Source organism: Methanobacterium sp. (assembly GCF_038562635.1).
Classification (GTDB): Archaea; Methanobacteriota; Methanobacteria; order Methanobacteriales; family Methanobacteriaceae; genus Methanobacterium_D.
Genome location: NZ_JBCFBO010000001.1, coordinates 1,644,582 through 1,666,322, shown reverse-complemented (window position 1 = coordinate 1,666,322; position 21,741 = coordinate 1,644,582). Strand labels below are relative to the sequence as shown.

The 21,741-nt window shown below is 33.3% G+C and carries 19 protein-coding genes; 13 read left to right on the top strand and 6 right to left on the bottom strand.

Translation table 11 applies throughout. From position 1 onward, the window contains the following. Positions 1-183: 183 nt before the first annotated feature. Positions 184-1,425, bottom strand: a complete 1,242-nt coding sequence (locus AAGU07_RS08110) for an amidohydrolase family protein (RefSeq protein WP_342458607.1) — start codon at positions 1,423-1,425, stop codon at positions 184-186. Between the two features lie 488 nt (positions 1,426-1,913). On the opposite strand from AAGU07_RS08110, the gene AAGU07_RS08105 reads away from it, so the two are divergent. The 10 genes from AAGU07_RS08105 to AAGU07_RS08060 all read left to right on the top strand — a co-directional run bounded on the left by AAGU07_RS08105 (position 1,914) and on the right by AAGU07_RS08060 (position 10,320). Further along, on the top strand, positions 1,914-2,783 hold the full coding sequence (locus AAGU07_RS08105) for a hypothetical protein (protein WP_342458606.1): 870 nt from the start codon (positions 1,914-1,916) through the stop codon (positions 2,781-2,783). A 67-nt stretch (positions 2,784-2,850) separates the two neighbouring features. Beyond that, positions 2,851-3,375, top strand: a complete 525-nt coding sequence (locus tag AAGU07_RS08100) for a hypothetical protein (protein WP_342458605.1) — start codon at positions 2,851-2,853, stop codon at positions 3,373-3,375. 287 nt (positions 3,376-3,662) lie between these two features. Next, on the top strand, positions 3,663-4,343 hold the full coding sequence (locus AAGU07_RS08095) for a hypothetical protein (protein ID WP_342458604.1): 681 nt from the start codon (positions 3,663-3,665) through the stop codon (positions 4,341-4,343). Positions 4,344-4,822: 479 nt separating this feature from the next. After that, on the top strand, positions 4,823-5,632 hold the full coding sequence (locus tag AAGU07_RS08090) for a transcriptional regulator FilR1 domain-containing protein (RefSeq protein WP_342458603.1): 810 nt from the start codon (positions 4,823-4,825) through the stop codon (positions 5,630-5,632). 51 nt (positions 5,633-5,683) lie between these two features. Beyond that, the gene (locus AAGU07_RS08085) at positions 5,684-6,802 is read left to right on the top strand and encodes a response regulator (RefSeq protein WP_342458602.1); all 1,119 of its coding nucleotides are present in this window, start codon (positions 5,684-5,686) and stop codon (positions 6,800-6,802) included. Between the two features lie 168 nt (positions 6,803-6,970). Continuing rightward, a complete protein-coding gene (locus AAGU07_RS08080) occupies positions 6,971-7,321 on the top strand; it encodes a DUF5518 domain-containing protein (protein ID WP_342458601.1) in 351 nt (116 codons plus the stop codon). 114 nt (positions 7,322-7,435) lie between these two features. Further along, positions 7,436-7,768 (top strand): DUF5518 domain-containing protein, encoded by a 333-nt coding sequence (locus AAGU07_RS08075; RefSeq protein ID WP_342458600.1) that lies wholly within the window; start codon positions 7,436-7,438, stop codon positions 7,766-7,768. A 146-nt stretch (positions 7,769-7,914) separates the two neighbouring features. Beyond that, positions 7,915-8,313: a DUF5518 domain-containing protein gene (locus AAGU07_RS08070; protein ID WP_342458599.1), complete on the top strand. Its 399-nt coding sequence runs from the start codon at positions 7,915-7,917 to the stop codon at positions 8,311-8,313. A 216-nt stretch (positions 8,314-8,529) separates the two neighbouring features. Then, on the top strand, positions 8,530-8,922 hold the full coding sequence (locus AAGU07_RS08065) for a DUF5518 domain-containing protein (protein WP_342458598.1): 393 nt from the start codon (positions 8,530-8,532) through the stop codon (positions 8,920-8,922). A 987-nt stretch (positions 8,923-9,909) separates the two neighbouring features. Continuing rightward, on the top strand, positions 9,910-10,320 hold the full coding sequence (locus AAGU07_RS08060; RefSeq protein WP_342458597.1) for a DUF5518 domain-containing protein: 411 nt from the start codon (positions 9,910-9,912) through the stop codon (positions 10,318-10,320). 73 nt (positions 10,321-10,393) lie between these two features. On the opposite strand, the gene AAGU07_RS08055 is transcribed toward AAGU07_RS08060, so the two are convergent. The 5 genes from AAGU07_RS08055 to AAGU07_RS08035 all read right to left on the bottom strand — a co-directional run bounded on the left by AAGU07_RS08055 (position 10,394) and on the right by AAGU07_RS08035 (position 14,886). Further along, entirely contained in the window at positions 10,394-10,801 is a 408-nt protein-coding gene (locus AAGU07_RS08055; protein WP_342458596.1) for a DUF126 domain-containing protein, read from the bottom strand. A 227-nt stretch (positions 10,802-11,028) separates the two neighbouring features. Further along, positions 11,029-11,937 (bottom strand): DUF3566 domain-containing protein, encoded by a 909-nt coding sequence (locus AAGU07_RS08050; protein WP_342458595.1) that lies wholly within the window; start codon positions 11,935-11,937, stop codon positions 11,029-11,031. A 207-nt stretch (positions 11,938-12,144) separates the two neighbouring features. Continuing rightward, complete coding sequence (locus AAGU07_RS08045) at positions 12,145-13,074, bottom strand: hypothetical protein (protein ID WP_342458594.1); 930 nt, start codon at positions 13,072-13,074, stop codon at positions 12,145-12,147. A 266-nt stretch (positions 13,075-13,340) separates the two neighbouring features. Next, a complete protein-coding gene (gene purB / locus AAGU07_RS08040; protein ID WP_342458593.1) occupies positions 13,341-14,690 on the bottom strand; it encodes an adenylosuccinate lyase in 1,350 nt (449 codons plus the stop codon). A gap of 31 nt (positions 14,691-14,721) precedes the next feature. Continuing rightward, positions 14,722-14,886: a preprotein translocase subunit Sec61beta gene (locus tag AAGU07_RS08035; protein ID WP_342458592.1), complete on the bottom strand. Its 165-nt coding sequence runs from the start codon at positions 14,884-14,886 to the stop codon at positions 14,722-14,724. 851 nt (positions 14,887-15,737) lie between these two features. On the opposite strand from AAGU07_RS08035, the gene mer reads away from it, so the two are divergent. The 3 genes from mer (at position 15,738) to polC (ending at position 21,635) form a co-directional block, all read left to right on the top strand. Next, the gene (gene mer / locus AAGU07_RS08030) at positions 15,738-16,703 is read left to right on the top strand and encodes a 5,10-methylenetetrahydromethanopterin reductase (protein WP_342458591.1); all 966 of its coding nucleotides are present in this window, start codon (positions 15,738-15,740) and stop codon (positions 16,701-16,703) included. Positions 16,704-16,925: 222 nt separating this feature from the next. Continuing rightward, a complete protein-coding gene (locus AAGU07_RS08025; RefSeq protein WP_342458590.1) occupies positions 16,926-17,633 on the top strand; it encodes a TetR/AcrR family transcriptional regulator in 708 nt (235 codons plus the stop codon). 708 nt (positions 17,634-18,341) lie between these two features. Then, positions 18,342-21,635: a DNA polymerase II large subunit gene (gene polC / locus AAGU07_RS08020; RefSeq protein WP_342458589.1), complete on the top strand. Its 3,294-nt coding sequence runs from the start codon at positions 18,342-18,344 to the stop codon at positions 21,633-21,635. The last annotated feature ends 106 nt before the right edge of the window (positions 21,636-21,741 follow it).

Genomic DNA, 21,741 nt, shown 5'->3' with positions numbered 1-21,741 from the left:
ATTTTTGGATATTTTACATTTACATTTTTAAATTATGAAATTGTAAGATATATAAGCCGATAGACTGTGTTTGGAATATTTATCTTCCCTAAATCAGTTAATAAGGTATTTAAAATTAGAATTAGATAAAAAAAATTATATAAATAATTAATATGCTTCGAAATGTAATTTAAGGGGGAATAATTAATTTCTGAGGTCTTTTACAATTTTTCCATCTTTCATTACCAGTATTATATTATCTGGATTTCCAAGAGACTTTATATGTGCAATAGGATCCTTTTTACAGATTATAATGTCTGCTAATTTGGAGGCTTCAACTGTACCAATTTTGTCATCATATCCAATGCATTCAGCAGCAGTTTTAGTCCCTGCTACTATGGCTTCTTCTGCACTCATCCCTATATCACATAAAAAGCCTAATTCCTCCAGATTAATCCCATGGGACACAACACCACAGTCAGTACCCATTGCAATGTGAACACCAGCTTCATAAGCTTTCTTTATATTTTCTTTATGTATGTCAACTATTTCAAGGGCTTGTTCTATTCCCCATTCAGGTAACTCGCCTGCTTCGGCAAGTTTTTTGTTGTGGTGCATAACTACAAATGTCGGCACCAGGTATGTGCTATGATCTATCATCATTTGAATTGCTTCATCATCCAGGTAACTGCCGTGTTCTATTGAATGAGCACCTGCTTTAAGGGCATTTTTAATGCCTTCAGCCCCATGTCCGTGTGCCATTACTTTTATGCCGCCATGATTTTTCCCTTCTTCCACCATAACTTTCAATTCTTCCACTGTAAACTGTGTATGTTCTGGGCCGTCATTGGCGCTCATAACTCCGCCTGTGACCATTACTTTAATAAAATCTGCTTTGCAGCGGATTATTTCTCTAACTCTTTTACGTACTTCCTCCACACCATCACAAATATGTTCGGGGAGACTGGGGTAAGAAATCTTGATGTCAAAACCTGAAGCACGCCAGAAATCAAAATGTCCGCCAGTTATAGAAAGGGGCATTACACTGATCAGTATTCTGGGGCCTGGTATCAATCCCTGTTCAATTGCCATCTTAACGCCTAAATCGGCAAGACCCGCATCTCTTACGGTAGTTACACCTGCTTCAATTGTTTTCCTGCAGTTTTCCGCGCCTTTATAAAAATAGAGTGAAAGGGGATCATAGAGTGTATCTTTATCTTTAAACCCGTTTGCCATTATGTGCATATGGGTGTCTATGAATCCCGGCAAAATGAACATTCCGCCGGCATCAACCCTTTTAATTTCCTCATCAGGCAGGAAAATTGAGTTTTCCTCACCAACTGCAACGATTTTATTATCTTTAATTAAAATGGCCGCATTGAGGAGAGGTTCATCTCCAGTGCCGTTAATTAAAGTCCCGTTATGGATAAGAGAATATGTTGTCATTTTTTGCCCCATTTTTTACATATATTTGCCTTCCAAATCAGAGTAAAACAAATCATAATTATGGTGCTCATTGAAATTAAAATTTTTGATATAAAATAGTTATATTTTTGAAGAATGTGTAGAAATAAAGCTATTTATGGGGTTTTTATGGTATTTCTGAGATTATAAAGTAGCTATCAATCAATTTGATAATTAATTTTTGTTATTTATTTAAAAATTTTTATAATTTAATTTAAACATTTTATAGATATTTTGAGTGTTATAATTGTGTTTGTTTTAAGTAGAGTGCCTAAAATAAAATAAATCTCCAATATATTGGCTAATTTTTGATTTTTACAGTTTTAATAGTACAAAATAATGCTAAAATAATTTTACTACAGAAAGTATTAATTAATACTTCTTTTCCATGGATATATGGTGGTATTAATGGAAAGGGGTAAATTATGAATAAATCAAAGAAAATTTTAGCTTTCATAGTCCTTGTTGCAATGGTAACTGTGTTTACAGGAGCAGTATCTGCTGTTAACTCTACTGGAAGCTCTGGAAGCAGTATTAAATTAGTAACTACTGCTTCTGAATATGATAACATCGATTGGGACAATATTGAGTATGGTTGTCCTTCTCAGGGAAATAATTGCAGCGGCACTGATGTTGAAGGCGATGATATTGAGGGATATGCGGGAACAGTTCATATTTTAACTAATGCGCAGTACAAGGAAATGTGGAAGAGAATAACAAAATGGCAGGCAAAAAATCCTGGTAAAATACCAAATTATGTGACTATAAGTGACATGAAAGTCGGTGTTGATAGGGTTACTAAGAATCAATTTTTGGACATGAAGAAAAGGTGGGATGCATGGAAGAAAGCCCATAATGGTCAAGAGCCTAATAAAGTGGGGATAGAAGGACCTGTGGGTAGCAATATTCCAGTTACAGCTGGTTCAATTCAAAAAACCCTAATAAATGTTATCGGACCTTTCACGAGTTTCACCGGTTTTTATAAATTATGTAAAAACAGAAGATATGCATATTATTTCAACGATAAATATACACGAAATCAGGAAATAACTAGATTAAAAGATAGATCTGGGTTAAATTGTGTTGATGTAACACAATTGGGACATGATTTGGCAAATGAAATGGGGTACGAAGTAAAATACCAAAGAACTGTTTGTAAAACATCTTCTGGATATGTTGGACATATTCTTATGAAAATAAAAGGTAAAGAGTTTAGTTCGTGGACAATTGTGGATCTTGCAGCGTGCCTAGATAGTGGTAAGCCTCTAGGGAAATATTGGGGTAAACCTCCTTATGACATAAATATAAATTGGTTAAATTTAGACGATGGCAAAATGTAAGTGATAAACTTAATACAAGAAGTTTAAAAGAGCATAAATGTTTTAATGTATATTGGGAGGAATTAAAATGGATAGAAGGCTGATAGTAGTCTTTATATTTGTGATTATTGGTCTAGCTGCCCTTACTTATGGCTACACTCAACAAGATCAGAATAAAATACAAAGCAGTGTGATTCAAAATGCAACTCAAAATAGTACAACTCAAAATAGTGAACAAAAAGATGTAAATGGCACTTTAAAAGATTATGATGCAATAATAACTCAAAAAGGGCCTAGTACTCCTCAAAAAAGAGGTACAAGTGTATCTATATCTTACACAGTAACAAATAAAGGGAAAAACACAATTTACAACGCTAAAGTAGGGGCTCAAGATTTTGAAAAGGATGTTGGTACATTAAATCCAGGTCAAACTAGAAAATACACATACTCTGTATATATACCAACTAATGTAGAGTTAGCATCGTGGTATAGCAGTGATGTTAAATTAACTAATACCTTGGAAATAGGAAGCATTATACTTACTTTTATAGATGATAAAGGCAATTCTCAAGGGGTACGTTCTAATCAGATTTCAATAAAACTGTTGAATTAATTCAATTTTTCTTTTTTTTAAATTTGATATTTTTCAAATCAAAAATCAGATAATTTACCTATTTTTTTATTTATTGGTGCTTAAATTTGCAGATATATGGGGGTTTCCGGTATTAACATGTGTTTATATTTAGTTATCTTTTAAATTACAATCTCAATCCAGTTAATCGAGAAATCCTCCCCATAAATTGAAATCTATATAATAATTCATAATAATGCTGATTATCAAAAATAGTAATATAGAATCATTAACAAATAATAATACAGTACAGATTGGTTGGTGATTATATGCTGGATTTGGGGATAAAAAAAAGTGGTAAAGAAAGGACTGAAAATTATGCTGTTAAATATTTAAGTGAATTAATACCTCAAGAGATGATATCTGGTGAAATTTATGTGGGGGATATAAAGAAAAGGGAAGTTAAAAAGAAAGAAATAGATGAGTTTTATATAATAATAACAGACCATGAAACCCAGGTGAAATGGATTTGCGGGTTTATAACTTCTTATTATCCTGAAAACGGTACTATTTATGGTGAAAGGGGGGGAAGGGTCTACAGTTTTATTGACAGCTTAAATCATGTTGTTAATAAAACCATGACAAAGTCTCAGGACAGTTATTCAGTTGATTTTGAGACATTTAGAAAATCTATTAACGATAATATCTCTAGAATTACAGTTAAAGCTGTTCCACCATCAGGTCCGAGTGCTAAAGCAGTTAATTTAGAAGTTGTTAGTGTTCAGCTTAAGGATAATCCTGAAACACAAAGGGCATCCAGTCTCATGGATATCACTGATGAATATCCTCAGCTTAGAATGGCAGTTACTAATATTATAGATAGAAAAGAGAAAGTTACCTCCGAAAGCATTGCTGCTGAATTGAAATCTTTATTTGACAATAAGGAAATGGGAGAAAGAGAATATAATCATGGATTAAAAGAGCTTGATAAAATGAATAAAGGGGGATAAAACCCAATATTTCACTTTTATTTGCAGTTTTAAGTTTATTAATGCTTTTATTTTCCTAAAAACTAAAAATTTTGTCATGTTTTATTTTTCATATAATTTTACGTTATTTAAAGATATTTAATTCAGTAATAAATTAATTTTATTAGTATTAAAGTCTAAATACTGTATGGTAAATTTCAATTACAAATTAAAAGGTTTTATAATAAACTAATCTTATTTTGGAGCTTTAAGACCGTTAATATTAATTTAGAATACTGTTTCTTTGATGTGTGGTGTTACGAATCGCATATGATAAAAAATAATAACTAAAAAAAACAAATTGTTCTTTATCAACTTGATGTATTTGATTGATTTCTTATCTTTAGATAATGAGTAATTCATTATTTTAAACAATTAAAATATAAATTAAATGATAAAATCATACTATTGGCATAAAATGGCATTGATAATAATTATTATTTGATTTGAAGGGGAAAAATATGTCTGAAGAGATTTTAAAGCTTTATGGAAAAGTAAGAGATGATTTAAAGTTTCTCACAGCTTCTGATGTTAGAACTAGAATTATTATAACTTTAAATGGCGGGTTAAGAAGTTTACGCGACCTTAAAGACGAAACAAATTTGAGTTCAGCAACTATTTTACATGGAATGAACCAGCTCGATGAAAAAAATTTCATACTTAAGCAATCTGGAGGTTATTCCCTTTCTCAGACCGGTAAAATTGTCGCAATTCATTTAATAAGTCTCATAAAAGCTTCTACATCTCTGGGAGAACTTGAAAAAATATTTTTAAGGCATGAAATAGAGGCTATCCCTGAATATTTGCTTGAAACTATTGGTAGTTTAAAAAATTCGGTAGTAGTTGAGTCTACGCCTACAGATGTTATGAAACCCCATACTGTTTATGCTGAACTTTTATCAAAGGCCAAAGAGATTAATTATATATCTTCAGTTCTTCTTCCTCAAAAAATAGAGATGTTCGAGGATTTACTGGAAAGCAGTTCCCTGCAGCTTATGGTAACACCGGAAATACTGGATAAATGGATCGAAATAAAGGGCAGAGAAAACTTGAAAAAAGCGACTGAAGAAAAAGATTTTAAAATATGGAAGATAGATGATGCAAGAATGTCTTTTACAGTAACAGATAAATTTATTGCACTGGGCTTGTTTTCAACTGATGGAATATACGATCTTCATAAATATTTAATAGATGAAGATGCTGAAGCGATTGAATGGGGAAACCGACTGTTTGAACATTATTTAAAGAAAGCTGAAGAGGTTAAACTGTAGTTTAACTGGGTTAAGGATTAAAATTAAAAATCATCGGAGTGTATTAATAAGATGAAACTTACTCGGATTTTGATAATAGAGGATAATTTTAAAGATGTCCGGTTGATACAGGAAATGCTTAAAGAAATCCCTTCATTTAGTTTTGATTTTAAACATGTGGAACGTCTGGATGAAGGACTTAAATCTATTAAAAATGATGAATTTGATGTATTATTACTTGATCTTAATTTACCTGACTCCTTTGGGATTGAAACATTCATTGAAGCATATAAAAATGCCCCTCATATGCCTATTGTAATATTGAGCGGTGCTGCTGATGAGGAAGCTGCATTGGATGCAGTACATGAAGGAGCTCAAGACTATCTGATGAAAGGAGAAGTTGATGGTAAATTACTGGCACGTTCTATATTTTATGCCATTGAAAGGAAACAGATAGAAGAAGAACTGGTAAAACACAGGGATCATCTGGAGGAACTGGTTGAAAAGCGTACTCTTGGCCTGAAAGAAGCAAATAAACAACTTAGAATAGAAATAAATGAGCGTAAACGGGCAGAAGAGGAAATTATGGCATCTCTAGAGGAGAAAAAGATACTTCTCGACGAAATTCAAAGTAGAATTCAAAATAGTCTGCAGACAATTATAAGTATAATAGACAGTGAATATTTGCAAAATGGATGTAAAAATTCCAATGAATTTAATCAGGAAATTGAAAATCGTGCAAAAGCTGTTGAATTAATTAATGAAAAGCTTTGCCAGTCTGAAGATTTTGCAATGATTGATTTTGCAGAGTATATTAGAGATCTTACTGATTATTTATTTGATTTCTATGGGGTCAATTCTAATTTAATCAATCTTGAGATGGATATTGAAGGTATACCTCTTGATATTGATGTTGCAATTCCATGTGGCCTTATTATTAATGAGCTTGTTACAAATTCCCTTAAACATGCATTTAAATCTGAAATTAAAGGGAAAGTACAAATTAAATTCCACTCCAACGATAAAACATGGTTAAATGTGTCTGACAATGGTATTGGTCTCCCTGAAAGTTTTGAACTTGAGCATGCAGAAACTTCTGGTTTAAGACTTGTAAATAAATTGGTAAAACAGCTTAATGGAAAAATTGAGCTTAATGTCAAGGGTGGAACTGGATTTAAAATTGTTTTTTAATTTTTTTTAACCTTTTAAAAATTCATGTAAAACATTTTAATTACTCTTATTTTTAAATATTAACCCTTTTAAACTTATATTTCCCAAAAAGTCACAGCTTAAAGAAAAATATATTAGGGATTGTTAATAAAAATATAGTATAAGTTAATAATAAAGGGGGTGAGAACTATGATAGTTAGCTGGAGAGCAGTAATCATAGGGGCTATTATAGCCATAGTACTTGCAATAATTTTTGGAATGGTCTCTCTCATTTATGGTCCAATGATAGCAGTGTTAATAGCAGGTATAGTAGTAGGATACATGGTTGATACAGATATAGCAACAGGAGCAGTGCATGGTGGAATAGCAGGCCTTATCGGAGGAATAATAGCCTTAATACTGGGATTAATAATTGGTTCCTCATTTGGTTTAGCCGGATCAATAATAGGTGTCGCTTTAATAATTGCATGGATAATTGACATTATCATAGGTGCAATTGGTGGTATTATAGGTTCTGCAGTAACTGGAAGCAGGATGTAATTTTTTTTATTCTTTTTTTAGGTATTAATGAAATAATCTTGTTTTATGGGAATTAACCATCTTTTTTATATGATGATAGTCTAACTACAGTTATATTTTAATTGAGGAATTAACATGGTAAACTGGAAGGCAGTAATTATTGGTTTCATTCTCACAGTTATATTTACTTCAATTTTAAACCAGGCTATTGGAAATTTTGGTTCATATATTGGTGTTGTAGCCGCAGGTATAATTGTGGGGTACATGGTTAATTATAATTGGATGAATGGGGCTATTCACGGCGGATTAATTGGAATTCTTGGGGGTATAGTTGCTGTAATCCTCGTATTAATTGTGGGGGGAGGACCCTATATAATGGAATCATTCGGTGTTCTTTTACTGGTTGAGATAATTGTTGACGTAATTTTAGGGGCAGTTGGGGGAGCTTTTGGAGCTATGATAGCGTAAATAAGTTGATTTTGAATTATCATTTTAAGTGATCAATTAATAAAAAATTGAAATTCAGGTTGTTTTTTAATTAATTAAAGAATATTTTAAGTATTTAAGAAGAAAATACAAAGTGTAACTAGATTAAAAACTAAGGAAGTCAAAACATGGTCAACTGGAGAACTGTAATTATTGGTTTCATTTTAGCGGTAGTATTATCTGAATTTCTGGGATTCATTGGGTTAACCATTGGGGCAGCTTTTGGATCAAATGGAGGCAATACTGGACAAATTATTGGATATCTTTTAGCAACCATATATGTTGGTTACAGTATTGATGGAAATTATATAAACGGCGCAATTTATGGTGCAATTATAGGTTTCATTGGAGGAATGGTGTCTTTAATTGTTACAGGAGCCATTTTTGGAACTTTTGTAGCAACCACTGGTTCATTAACAGTTTTAGCGCTAGAATCAATACTTTATGGTATTATTGGGGCTATTGGTGGTATTATTGGGTTCATCATCAGCGTGTACTTCTCAAGAAAAGAAGAGCATGCAGTTTAAAATCTTAAAATAGTTATAAAAACTGTTTTTTTTATTTTTTTATAGATTAATTTTTTTAAAGGTTTAAAAGGTTAATTTAGACAGGTAAACAGGGTTAAATATTTTCAAATATATCTTGGGACTAGTTTAACTGTATGGCATGTATTTTGTTAAGTTTAGATATGGATTTAAAAATAAATAAGAAATGTATTAATATTTAAACGTAGATAAATGAAAATGGGTGAAATGATGGTTGAAATAAAATCGACACCCATAATAACTGGTATGCTCTTAGCAATAATACTGGCAACGCTCTTTAAAATGATATCGGGATCATGGGGCGAATATGCAGGTGTACTTTTAGCGACGATATATGTAGGTTTTTCTGTTAGTGGAAACTATACAAATGGCACAGTTCATGGTGCACTAGTGGGTACTATGGGGGCAATAATCGCCGGTATCTTTTCTATTATGGGTTTTAAAGCGTTATTAGGAATAATGGAAGCAGCAGGTGGGTTGGATTCAATGATTTTATTAATCATTATCTGGGCAGTTGTTGGAGCTATTGGTGGAACAATAGGAGTCATTATAAAAGAATTAGGAACATCAAAAGAAAAACCTGTAACTTAATAATATTAAATATAACTCTTTAGAGAATTTCTATTAACACCGTTTCGATATGGGGATACTTATTTTTCATTTTCGGATAATTCTAATTAATGATTTCAGACGTTTATATTGAAAAATACATCCTTTAAACCTGTTTTAATATTATTATTATAATAATTTATATCGCATCTCTATTTTAAGGGCCGTCGAAAAATCTCTGATTTTTCGGGCCGCAGAACATAGCTGGAGAAAAATGTTTACAAAATCGTAGATTTTGTAACATGTGAAAATTTTTAATTTTCACGGTTGCAAAACTCCATTTTGCAAACAGCAAACACGAAGTGTTTGCATGCTATGCATTTTTCTGTGCCTAAAAAATCTATGATTTTTGAAGGTTCTGCATGTTTTTAGAAATTCTCTTTAATTAACTGAAAGTATCCTATTTTTTGTTTTAATTAATTTAAAGGAAATAAAATGATTTTAAACTGGAAAAATGTCTTTATTGGATTTATAACTACATTGATGTTGTATGCTGCAGGCGCTTGGGTATATCTGCATTTTAAGAGCTTTGATATAGGTATTAGCACCAATAATTGCTGATTTCCTTGTTGTGCATATAAATGATATGTTATGAGGATAATATTATAAATAGAAATATTTCAAGCGGTTTGGTGGGGTTTGCAGCCTTATTTATAATTTGGGGCATAATGGAGCTAGTTCCTGTTTTTAGAAGTTATTTAGAACTGTTAATTGTTATTTGGTTATCCGTGCAATTAGGGCATTTGTAATTGGTGCAGTACTTGGATTAATCGGGGGGATCTTAGGAACATTGGCTAAGGGGCAGATCTTAAAAATGGAAATTTAAATTAGTTATATTAATTTATTATCTTATATTTTTCATTTATTTTTTAAAATTCATTATTAAACTAAGGGGATTGCCCTGTAACAAAATAAGTATTTTAGGGATTAAGGACATAATGCATACTGACTCAAGATTGAGGTGATAAAATGACTGAATGGACAGCTGTTGGAATAGGTGGAGTAGTAACTGCTGGTTTAACTATTGTTCTTGCCCTTGTGTTTTTCCCATTATTCTTTTTAGGGCCAATAGTGGGCGGTTTTTTAGCAGTATATTTGATGAAAGATGAATTTGAAAGCGGTATAATAAATGGCGCTTTAGCGGGAGTTATAGGTGGTTTAATAATTGGAATTCTTTCGCTATTTGGTATTGGAATAATAGCTGCTGTAATAACTGTTTTAGCGGCACAAATAGGACTTGCAGTAGGAGCACTGGGAATTTTAATTGTAATTTTCTTTACAATACTTGCAGTGTTCATATGTGGAATTCTTTCGGCTATTGGTGGAGCTATAGGAGAATATGTCCAATCTGCAGGTAGAAGAGGATATGAAAATTATTAAAGAATGAGTCCTTAAATTCATTCTTACTTCTTTTAAAATAAGTATATATTGATTTAATAAGTCAATTCGTAGTTCAGTTTATTTTTATAATACCTGAATCAGCATCAACTTCAACAATATCTCCCTCTTTTAAAATATTTAAAATATCTGCATCGGGCTGGTCTACCATGGGTATTTCTGCCATTATTGCACCTGTTGCAATAATAGGTTCAGCTTTTAATGATATTATCGCACTGGGAGCGGTTTTATTTTTTGCCATCTGGAATATAACATAAGATCCTACCGTGGATCCTTTTCCAGAGGGAATTACAAGAATTTTTCCACTTATTTTTTTACCGTACAATTCATGCTGTGAATCAATTATAACTCCTGTTTTTGGGTCTACTCCACCTAAAAAACTTATAGGATCATTTGTAACTATAACTTCTCCCTGGGCATGTCCTTTAGAAATTTTTCTACAATTTATAACCTGTTTTTGCATAAAATCACGTTTTAATCAATAAAATAATTATATGAATCAATTTAACGATTTAGTTAAATGTATCTAATATTTAATCAAACAAAATTATCTAGTATTTTATCTGTTTTATAGGTAACTTTTAACTGGCAACACATAAATCAGCGGTTTTAAGGATGTCTAATATGAAGATTCAATTAAGCGTTATATTCAAAGTTAAAAAGAAAATAGAAAAAAATTAAATAGTGATTTTACTGGAGTTCTAACTTGATCCCGCCGATTTTTGGCCTTAAGAAGTTATATATCAATGCTAGAATTGCATATGCTATAAATACACCTACCAGGAATCCGATTGTAAATCCTGCCAGGAACATAACTCCTATAATGGCAGCTCCATATAGTGCACTGATTATAACTGCGATTATTCCAATAATAATTCCGCATATGGCTGCAATAATTGCAGTTATTAACGCCAGCTGTACTGGTGCAACTGACAGTATTTCGTACATATTTTCTGCATCTGCTGCAAATTCAAGCTTAATTCCACCAACCCTTGGCGCTACTAAGTTGTATAGTACAGCTAATACTACATTTATTACAAATACAATTACAAATGCTGTTATTGGCAGTATTATAATGGATAATATAGATCCTATAACTCCAAATGTTCCTAACGAGGATATGCTTTCTGCAGTTACATTTGTCCCGTTTAATGGTAGTGAACTTGCTATTTGTGATACTACAGGGATGTACGCTGCAACTAATGGCATAACAATTAAGGCAATTATAAGTACAAAAATTGCTGAAATGGTAGAAGTTATTAGTGCAAACGGCATCACTGGAATCGATTTTATTTCACTTAGATCTTCAAGTCCAAGTTTAATTCCACCAAGTTTGGGGACTAATAGATTGTAAATTAATGCAAATAAAAATGACTGAAGGACTCCCAGAACAAAGCTGCCTACCGGTGAAGAAACAATAGAAGCAATGTAAAACCATAGTGCAGTTGAGTTAGCAGCAGTTGGCGAAATTGCAAAGGGTATTAGTCCTAAAATTAATGTAAATATTGCATACAGGAAAGCCCATACTGCATTAATAGATGATGTCATTAATGTGTAAGGAACAATTTCAATTGATTTGATTTCTTTAATGTCGACCATATTTTTAACCTCCTTGATTATTAATTTGTACTTAGGCAGTAACTTATATAACCTTTTCTTATATTATAAAATCTTTTAATTAAACTATATACTCATTATTTAATTAAAAAGGCATATTAAAAGAGATATATGTTTAAAAAAAGGACTTAATATTCATGAAAAATAAATTATCAAAAGTAAAAAAATAGAAAGAAAATATGAATTAATTTATTCAAGTTCCAGTTTAACTGCACCAATTCTTGGAGCTAATGCATTGTAGAATATTGTTATCAGCGCGGTTCCTATGAAATACATTATGAAATAACCAACTATGGATGCTACTAGTGCTCCAACTCCTCCAGCTACGTTTCCATTTGCACTGAGCGATGCCAGATCTGCAAGTCCTCTGAGAAGCCCAAATATAGTGAAAACGATTGCTACAGCCAGTGATGTTGGTACAACAGGTATAGAAGTCAGGTTTTTCAATGTTCCAGTAACTGCATCAAAGTTTAACTGTATTTTAGAAACTTTTGTGGCTATATAGTTGTAGAATATCGCTGCTAATGCATTACCAATAAATCCAAATATAAACGCCATTATTGGCAGTCCAATAATTAGGATTATGGCTAAGAATACTCCTCCTGCTGCTACAGCCTGTCCTGTAGGGATGGTCATGTTTGTAGCATTGGTGGCGTTGGCAATAGCCTGTGATACAACTGGGATGGAACTGCTTAAAGCTGTAAATACTGGTGTAATTGCAGCTGCTAAAAATACTCCTATAATAAAGGCCCATATTGTTTCTATAACTGCTAATATTAGTGAAAATGAAACTACAGGGATATTTGTTACTTCATTTCCTTCTAATCCTAGTTTTATACCACCTAATCTAGGTGCTAAACCATTGTAAAGCAGTATGGTGAAGAAACTTATAGCTAAGTATATAAAGAATGCTGCTATAGGATATATTATAATTAAAGCGGCTCCTGCGGATGTAATAACTGATCCAAAGACACTAGCTTGAGGGACTAAGGCTGCTATGATTCCGAATGCGATTAAAGTTATTATGGCTGCAATAAATGCCAGAATTGCATGTATCGATGATGACATCAATGTGAAAGGTGCTAATTCCACAGATTTAATTTCTTTTACATCTACCATTTTTTTACCTCCTTTTAAGTTCTAATTATACTTAGTTTATATTTTGTGACATTAACATATATTTTTTTCTATTTGAATCCTGAAATAACTCTCTTTGTTGAAAAATTAGTGGAGTTGAGGATAAAATCAGGTCTTAGGTGCTTAATTAAAATAAACAATTTAAAAAAACTAAAATGGTGAGTTAATATGAAAATGAGTTTCTAAATAAATTGGAAGTATTAAATAAGTAATGCCTGTAATAAACAATAAAAAAAGAAATAATAAGGTTAGAACCATTCTTTTGATGCTTCCAGAACATTATCTACTATTTTAACAGATGATCCGATGTAAGTGTGAGGATCCATTATTTCTCTAATTTCAGCCTCTGATAAATACTGTTTAATTTCATCATTTGTTAAAACTGTATCCAGCAGTCCTGTATTTTTTTCGTAAGCTTCCATTGAACAGTCTCTTGCCAGGGCATAGGCGGTTTGCCTTCCCATTCCTCTTCTTGTAAGTTCTGCCATGAATCTTTCTGCCATTATCAGTCCGTGGGTACAGTTAAGGTTTCTTTCAATGTTTTCTGGATAAAAGACAAGATTGTTGAGTAATTTGTTTGTTAGATTGAGTATGTAATCTGTAAGGATACATGACTCTGGAAGAATTATTCTCTCACAGGAAGAGTTTGTAAGGTCTCTTTCATGCCATAATGGGTTGTTTTCAAGTGCAGGAGTAACATAAGAACGTATTACTCGGGATACTCCATTGATTCTTTCTGCTGTAATTGGATTTCTTTTATGGGGCATTGTGCTGCTGCCGACCTGTTTTTTAGGGTCGAATTTTTCCCCAACTTCCTTAATTTCAGTCCTTTGAAGACTTCTAATTTCTACAGCAATTTTGTCAAGGGTACTTGCTATATTTGCAAGGTCCATAATGAATTCTGCGTGGTTGTCCCTCTGCACGATCTGGTTTGAGATTAAAACTGGTTTAAGGTCTAAGATTTCAGATACTCTTTTGTGAACGTCTAAACCCTCTTTACCGAGCGCTGCTATAGTACCAACTGCACCAGTTAGCATGCCCACGCACAAACGGTTTTTACATTCGTCCATCCTTTCAATCTGCCTGTGGAACTCATCTGCCCATAATGCAAATTTCATACCGTAAGTTAGCGGAAGCGCATGCTGTCCATGGGTTCTTCCAATACAAACAGTATTTTTATGTTCTTCAGCTAGATTAAGAAGGGTTTTAGTAACTTTAACCAGTTTTTCCCTTAAAATTTCTATTGATTCTTTAAAAAGAAGTGACTGTGATGTATCGATTATATCATTGGAGGTTGCTCCAAAATGAACATATTCTCCTGCCTCTCCTTCACATGCTTCTGCAAGAGCTTTTACAATGGATGCAATATCGTGATTGGTTTGTCTTTCAATCTCTTTTACTCTTTCCAGTGTAACATCTTTTGTATTTGCTTTTTCTCGTATCTGGGCCGAAGCTTCCTTTGGAACTAAGCCAAATTCGGATTCTGCTTCTGCAAGAGCAGCTTCAACATCGAGCATTTTTTGAAGTTTATTTTCTTCTTCCCAGACATTTCGCATTTCTTCTGTTCCGTACCTGTATTCAATAGGGTGAATTGCCATGTGTATCTCTCTAGTCTAAAATTTTTTTTAATTAAGTTGGTACTGTAAAACGTAGTGCTATACAGATTACTCCGAGTAGTGCACTTCCAATTATAACCTGTTCGGGTGTTAATTTTGGTCCTCTTGTTTCTTCTTCGAAATATCTTACAAGGCCGGCTCCACTTGGTGGAAGGCTCTTTTTATCTCTTTTTGCCATAAAATCACCGATTAGCTTTATTTATATTATGAAAATTAATTCTAATTTGATATTAACTTATATACTTAAATTAATTTAAATGTTATACATCCTATAAATTTATGGATATAAATAGTTAAGAAACCTTTTAAATTTTCTTAAAATTTTCATATAAAACATGGATATACTCTTTTATAAACATCAATAAAAGTTATTTGAGTTATTAATGTTTTCTTTTGTATAATAAGCAGTACCATATGTTTATTTTTAATCGTATGCTGCTTTTAATAATTTATTTGTAATTCCACATTTTTATAGGGTGATTTGTGATAAATTTCATTTAAGTGGAGATCACCGAGTTCTTCAGCAGAAGTATGCCTGATAGTAATGAATAATAACTATGGCAATGTTCTTTGATTTATTATGATTTTTAAATATTGTTTAAGAAAAAACAAAAACATTTATAAATAATAACCGACAGTTACCCTAAATTATGACCAGTGGTTTTACAAAATATTTACCATTGGTTATAAATTGCCGAAATTTTTGGAGGTTGAGAAAAACCTGTCAAAATTCTTTGAATTTTGACGCATCCAAAAACTATATTTTTGCAGTTCAGGAAATCATAGATTTCCTTCAACGTCGAAAATTATGGATTTTCGACAGCTGTGGTTTTTCGAACCCCAAAATAAAAAATTTTGGAGGCCCTCAAAATTCAGATTAAATTTTAGGACCCAAAAAAAATAAAAAATTAGCGAAAATCTTCGATTTTCGATGTTTGCGAAGCTCTGCTTTGCAACCGTAAAAAACGAAGGTTTTCACATGTCCCAAAAATTCACAGAATTTTTGAGGATTTTTTGGAGGTACATAGTATGAAATTTGGTATAGAATTTGTTCCAAATGAACCTATAAGCAAAATAGTTAAATTAGTCAAATTAGCTGAAGACGTAGGTTTTGAATACGCATGGATTACAGACCACTACAACAACAAGAACGTATACGAAACCCTGGCATTACTCGCCGAAGGAACTGAAACCATCAAAATGGGTCCTGGTGTAACCAACCCATATGTAAGAAGCCCAGCAATAACAGCTTCCGCAATTACAACTCTTGATGAACTCTCCAACGGAAGAGCAACCTTAGGTATTGGTCCTGGTGACAAAGCAACCTTCGATGCATTAGGAATTGAATGGACAAAACCAGTAAGCACAATTAAAAGTGCAATCGCCATGATGGAAACATTAATGGCTGGTAAAAAAACAGACAGCGGTGCACAATTAGGCGGTACCAAAGCTGTTCAGGAAAAAATCCCTATTTACATGGGTGCACAAGGTCCTATGATGCTTAAAACCGCTGGTGAAGTATCTGACGGTGCATTAATTAACGCATCAAACCCAAAAGACTTTGAAGCTGCAGTTCCTCTCATAAAAGAAGGAGCAGAAGCTGCTGGTAAAAGTATAAGCGACGTAGATGTAGCAGCATACACCTGTTGTTCTATTGATGACGACGCTGGTAAAGCTACAGGCGCAGCAAAAATTGTTGTTGCTTTCATTGCTGCTGGTTCACCACCACCAGTATTCGAAAGACACGGTCTACCTGCAGATACCGGTGCTAAATTCGGAGAATTCTTAGGTAAAGGAGACTTCGGTGGAGCAATTGGAGCTGTAACTGATGACTTAATGAACGCGTTCTCTGTTTGTGGAACTCCTGATGACTTCATACCAAAAATCGAAGCTCTCGGAGAAATGGGCGTAACCCAGTATGTTGCAGGTTCCCCAATTGGGCCTGACAAAGAAAAATCCATAAAATTACTTGGAGACGTAATTAGCTCATTCTAGATTTTTTTTAATCCAAACTTTATAGTAAATCACCAATTGGATTAAAAAAGTCCAGTTTGGAGAATTTTTTAATTCTCCTCTTTTTAAAAAGCATTTGATGTATCAATTCATATGTTAAAAACTCAATTAAGTTTTATTAAATTATTTTTACCGGCTAAACATATATTATATTAAAATTATAAAGTAAGTAACATCTTTTTATTTATGATCAGAGTGATTATGATGTCTTTAGAAAGAAAGGAAATGAAAAGAAAACAGAAGCGGGAAGAGATAATCAGTACTGCTGAAAGATTATTCTTTTCTAAAGGCTATGATGATGTTTCAATGAATGACATCGCTAAGGATGTTGGAATGAGTAAAGCGACCCTTTATTTGTATTTTGATAATAAAGACAGCCTTTTTTTTGCAGTTGTCCTTCGAGGCGCTGAAATTATGAAATCTCTAATAGAAAAAGAGATTGGAACTGTAGAAAAGGGTATTGATAAAATTTTTGCTTATAGAAATGCTTATTTTAATTTTGCACTAAGATATCCTGATTATCTTCATATTTACAATTATTTTATCTCTGGAAGGTTTAATTTAACTCGAATTGTAGATAATCTGGTCATGAAAGATGTAATTGAGCGTGGCAGAAAATTTGCTATGTTTCCTGCAACAATGGCTTCCTCTGATGAAAATGAGAGGCAAATCATGGAAATTCGAAAGGATATTCTTATACTTTTAATTAATTCAATTAAAACAGGTATTGAAGACGGTTCAGTTGATAAAAAGATACAGATTATAGAAATGGCGATTTTAATAAAATCAATGACTGAAAGTAGTTTGAATATGCCTCCAGATTTAGTAAAAACTCTAGAAATAAGGGGTATAAATAGTAAAAAGTATTTTTTAGACATTAATAACTTATTAAATAGTTTATTTAAATCATAACTTAAAACTAATTATAACAAATTTATGGATTGAATTGAATATTTTCACTGGTTTATTATTTTTGTAATATCTTAAAGTCAAGTAATGTGAAATTAACCGAGCATTATAACGGCTTATGCATTAATATTGTATCTATTATTGTTGTAAACAGTACTAAACTTTATAATAATGTTTTATTAGTATGGCAATTTAATATTCTATTTTTTGAAGTATCTCGGTTGATGTGCTCTTTAAATTTCAGGAAAATTCTATAATTTATAGCAATTAATAATATAATAAATTGTTAAATAACTATCTATTTAAATTTAATATTTGTTTTAGCTGCATTTTGAGTACTATTTCATTGCCAACAACATATAATAATGTGTTATCTGTAGAATATATGTTGATGTGAATATAACTGCTTTTTACACTTTTTTAATCTAACAGAACCTTATCTTGTCAGCATTATATACTTTGATTTGTTGTGCCAATGACTATTAATTTTTCATAATGTGATCTCTATTTAAAAGGAGATATACACAATTTGGGAATTTATAAGGGCCCTACAGTAAGCTTTATTATCTATTCAAACCCATAAGAATAAGCAAGATCGCATTTTTATTTTTTATGATTAAACGAAGTTGATCTTAAATAATTACATACTGCATTTAAATGTGGTGAATAATTTTCATATAAAATATACTTTTAGTATGGTAAGGGAGCAATATGGGGTATTTCGAGACTTTAGAAGAGGAAACGGAAAAATTGTATGCTATAGCTAGAAAGGCACGGCTTAAAGGTCATGACATGGAAATGGAGCCGGAGATACCTCTTGCAAAGGATTTAGCAGAGCGAGTAGAAGGGTTAGTTGGCCCGAAAGGCGTTGCAAAAAGGATTAAAGAATTAGAAAAGGAATGGTCATCAAGGGAAGAAGTGGCATTTCAAGTAGCAAGAGAAATTGTAATAACGCCTGATGAGGAAGGTAAGGAAGACCCAATTGAAGTTAAAGAACTGAAAGCTGACCAGGCACTGCGTACTGCCCTTGCTATCTTAACTGAAGGGGTAGTTGCTGCACCTCTGGAGGGAATCGCAAAGGTTAAAATTAAACAGAACTTCGATAGTACATGGTATTTTGCAGTTTATTTTGCAGGACCTATAAGAAGCGCTGGGGGAACTGCAGCAGCAATGGCAGTTCTAATTGGAGAGTATATAAGACTTTCCGCAGGGCTCGACGTTTACAAACCTACAGACATGGAAATTGAAAGGTACGTGGAAGAAGTTGAGCTTTATGAATCGGAAGTTACTAATCTCCAGTATTCACCGACCCCTGATGAAGTAAGGCTTGCAGTTAAAAGTATCCCTGTAGAAGTAACTGGAGAAGCTACAGACCAGATAGAAGTTTCGCACCGTGATTTAGAGCGTGTTGAAACCAACAGTATTAGGGGAGGAGCTCTCCTTGCGATAGCTGAAGGAGTTATACAAAAAGCTCCAAAAGTCATGAAATATGCCAGTAAATTGAAAATAGACGGTTGGGACTGGCTGGATAAGTTTTCAAAAGGAAATACCAAGTCGGATGATGAAGATGAAGGTGCTCCTAAGGTAAATGATAAATATATGAGGGATATTATTGGTGGAAGACCTGTTTTATCATATCCTATGGCAAAAGGTGGTTTTAGATTAAGATATGGGCGTTCAAGAAATTCAGGACTGGCTGCAATGGGTATCAGCCCATTAACCATGGAAATTGTAGAATTCCTGGCGGTTGGGACCCAGATGAAGATTGAAAGGCCAGGTAAAGGAATGTGCGTTGTCCCATGTGATACCATAGACGGTCCAATTGTCAAATTAAGAAATGGGGATGTCATTAAAGTTGAATCCGTAGCGCAGGCGAAGGAAATTAGAAAGGATGTAACAGAAATCCTGTTTTTAGGGGATATACTTGTAGCATTTGGTGAATTTTTAAGGAATAACCATGTGCTGTTACCATCTGCATGGTGTGAAGAGTGGTGGGTTAAAACGGTCCAAGAATCGGGGGAGTATTCGGAAGATACTGGGCCTGATTTAAGCCTGGAAACGATTAACGATATTAGTTCGGAAGAGGCATTTGAACTGTCAAGAAAATACAATGTTCCACTGCATCCAGAATACACTTATTTTTACCACGATGTTTCCTGTTTTGATTTAAATGCGCTCCGAAGCTGGTTGTATAAAAATTATGATGAGTCTTCCATAGAAAATGGCTTAATATTAGATATGGAACCTTCTAAGAGGATTTTAGAAGTTATAGGTGTTCCCCATAGTGTTCAAGACAATAAAGTGATAATAGATCACGACCATACAAATGCGCTGATCAGCACTCTTGCTGAGCCTTTAGATGCGAAAAAAGACATTACAACCTTAGAAGCGCTTAATGAAGTATCTCCTGTTAAAATAATGGCGAAAGCACCTACTTATATAGGTACAAGGGTTGGACGGCCAGAAAAGACGAAGGAAAGGAAAATGAAACCTGCACCTCATGGGCTGTTCCCTATAGGTACCAATGGTGGAAGCAGGCGTAACATTATTGAAGCGGCTAAAAAAGGAAGTATATTTGTTGATATTTCAAGATGTAAGTGTACTGAATGTGGAGTAAGTTCATTCCATGCTAAATGCCCTGTATGTGGAGCAAGAACAGAACCAACAGGTGCTACAAAGAAAAAGATTAATTTGGCGAGTTTACTTAAAAAAGCATATGAAAATGCCGGAGTTAGAAGATTGGATGAAATAAAAGGGGTAGTAGGGATGATATCTGAGGAAAAATACCCTGAACCCCTTGAGAAGGCCATACTCCGGGCTAAAAATGATGTATTCGCCTTTAAAGATGCCACAATAAGGCATGATTCTACTGATCTGCCTATCACCCATTTCATACCTAAAGAAGTGGGGGTAACTCCAGAAAAGCTGATTGAACTTGGATATACTCATGATTGTTATGGGGATCCAATTGAACGTGATGATCAAATCATTGAAATAAAGATTCAGGATATAATAATCTCAGATAATTGTGCAGAATACTTTGTAAGGGTTTCAAAATTTATAGATGATCTGCTTGAAAACTATTACGAGCTGGATAGATTTTATAATATCAAGGAAGTAGGGGATCTGGTTGGGCATTTAGTGGTAGGTCTTGCACCTCACACTTCTGCTGGTGTTTTAGGAAGGGTTGTTGGATTTACAAAGGCAGCATGCTGCTACGCACATCCATATTTCCATTCTGCCAAAAGAAGAAACTGTGACAGTGATGAAGATGCAGTAATGCTGCTTTTAGACGCATTAATCAATTTCTCAAAGATATTCCTTCCAAGTTCAAGGGGAGGAAAGATGGACGCGCCACTGGTTCTTTCATCAAGGATAGATCCAGAAGAAATTGACGATGAATCTCATAATATCGATGCAATGGACACACTTCCTCTGGAACTCTATGAAAAAAGTCTTGGATTTGCTAAACCTTCAGATGTCATTTCAGTTATAGATAATGTTAAGAAAAGGCTTGGTACAGAGGACCAGTATCATGGCCTTATGTTTTCACATAATACTTCAAGCATCCACAGCGGCCCAAAACTATGTCTTTACAAGATGCTTCCCACCATGAAGGAAAAGGTGGAAGAACAGGTTAAAATTGCCGAAAAGATAAGGGCTGTTGACCAGAAAGGAGTTGTAGAGGGTGTTCTTCAGTCTCACTTTTTACCTGACATGGCTGGAAATTCAAGGGCATTTTCCAGACAGAAAGTTAGATGTACTAAGTGCAACAAAAAGTATAGACGAATACCACTTTCTGGAGAATGTACCTGCGGCTCAAATTTGATACTCAGCATATCCAAGGGTTCAGTTGTTAAGTACCTTGAAATTTCAAAGGAACTGGCTAAAAGATATCCGATTGACACTTACCTTGTTCAAAGGATAGAAATTCTTGAATCAGGGATAAATTCGTTGTTTGAAAGCGATAAATCAAAGCAAAGTTCGCTGGATGTATTTTTATAATGGAAAAATACAGTACATGATGGTACTGTGGTTGTAAAATTAATAAGATTATTCCTGAAAATTGGATATATGTAGATTGATGGTGTAAAATTTGATTAACATTAAT

Excerpts from the sequence above, each read along its gene's own strand:
- AAGU07_RS08110 (WP_342458607.1), bottom strand. The coding sequence starts at position 1,425 with ATGACAACATATTCTCTTATCCATAACGGGACTTTAATTAACGGCACT.
- AAGU07_RS08105 (WP_342458606.1), top strand. The coding sequence starts at position 1,914 with ATGGTAACTGTGTTTACAGGAGCAGTATCTGCTGTTAACTCTACTGGA.
- AAGU07_RS08100 (WP_342458605.1), top strand. The coding sequence starts at position 2,851 with ATGGATAGAAGGCTGATAGTAGTCTTTATATTTGTGATTATTGGTCTA.
- AAGU07_RS08095 (WP_342458604.1), top strand. The coding sequence starts at position 3,663 with ATGCTGGATTTGGGGATAAAAAAAAGTGGTAAAGAAAGGACTGAAAAT.
- AAGU07_RS08090 (WP_342458603.1), top strand. The coding sequence starts at position 4,823 with ATGTCTGAAGAGATTTTAAAGCTTTATGGAAAAGTAAGAGATGATTTA.
- AAGU07_RS08085 (WP_342458602.1), top strand. The coding sequence starts at position 5,684 with ATGAAACTTACTCGGATTTTGATAATAGAGGATAATTTTAAAGATGTC.
- AAGU07_RS08080 (WP_342458601.1), top strand. The coding sequence starts at position 6,971 with ATGATAGTTAGCTGGAGAGCAGTAATCATAGGGGCTATTATAGCCATA.
- AAGU07_RS08075 (WP_342458600.1), top strand. The coding sequence starts at position 7,436 with ATGGTAAACTGGAAGGCAGTAATTATTGGTTTCATTCTCACAGTTATA.
- AAGU07_RS08070 (WP_342458599.1), top strand. The coding sequence starts at position 7,915 with ATGGTCAACTGGAGAACTGTAATTATTGGTTTCATTTTAGCGGTAGTA.
- AAGU07_RS08065 (WP_342458598.1), top strand. The coding sequence starts at position 8,530 with ATGGGTGAAATGATGGTTGAAATAAAATCGACACCCATAATAACTGGT.
- AAGU07_RS08060 (WP_342458597.1), top strand. The coding sequence starts at position 9,910 with ATGACTGAATGGACAGCTGTTGGAATAGGTGGAGTAGTAACTGCTGGT.
- AAGU07_RS08055 (WP_342458596.1), bottom strand. The coding sequence starts at position 10,801 with ATGCAAAAACAGGTTATAAATTGTAGAAAAATTTCTAAAGGACATGCC.
- AAGU07_RS08050 (WP_342458595.1), bottom strand. The coding sequence starts at position 11,937 with ATGGTCGACATTAAAGAAATCAAATCAATTGAAATTGTTCCTTACACA.
- AAGU07_RS08045 (WP_342458594.1), bottom strand. The coding sequence starts at position 13,074 with ATGGTAGATGTAAAAGAAATTAAATCTGTGGAATTAGCACCTTTCACA.
- purB (WP_342458593.1), bottom strand. The coding sequence starts at position 14,690 with ATGGCAATTCACCCTATTGAATACAGGTACGGAACAGAAGAAATGCGA.
- AAGU07_RS08035 (WP_342458592.1), bottom strand. The coding sequence starts at position 14,886 with ATGGCAAAAAGAGATAAAAAGAGCCTTCCACCAAGTGGAGCCGGCCTT.
- mer (WP_342458591.1), top strand. The coding sequence starts at position 15,738 with ATGAAATTTGGTATAGAATTTGTTCCAAATGAACCTATAAGCAAAATA.
- AAGU07_RS08025 (WP_342458590.1), top strand. The coding sequence starts at position 16,926 with ATGTCTTTAGAAAGAAAGGAAATGAAAAGAAAACAGAAGCGGGAAGAG.
- polC (WP_342458589.1), top strand. The coding sequence starts at position 18,342 with ATGGGGTATTTCGAGACTTTAGAAGAGGAAACGGAAAAATTGTATGCT.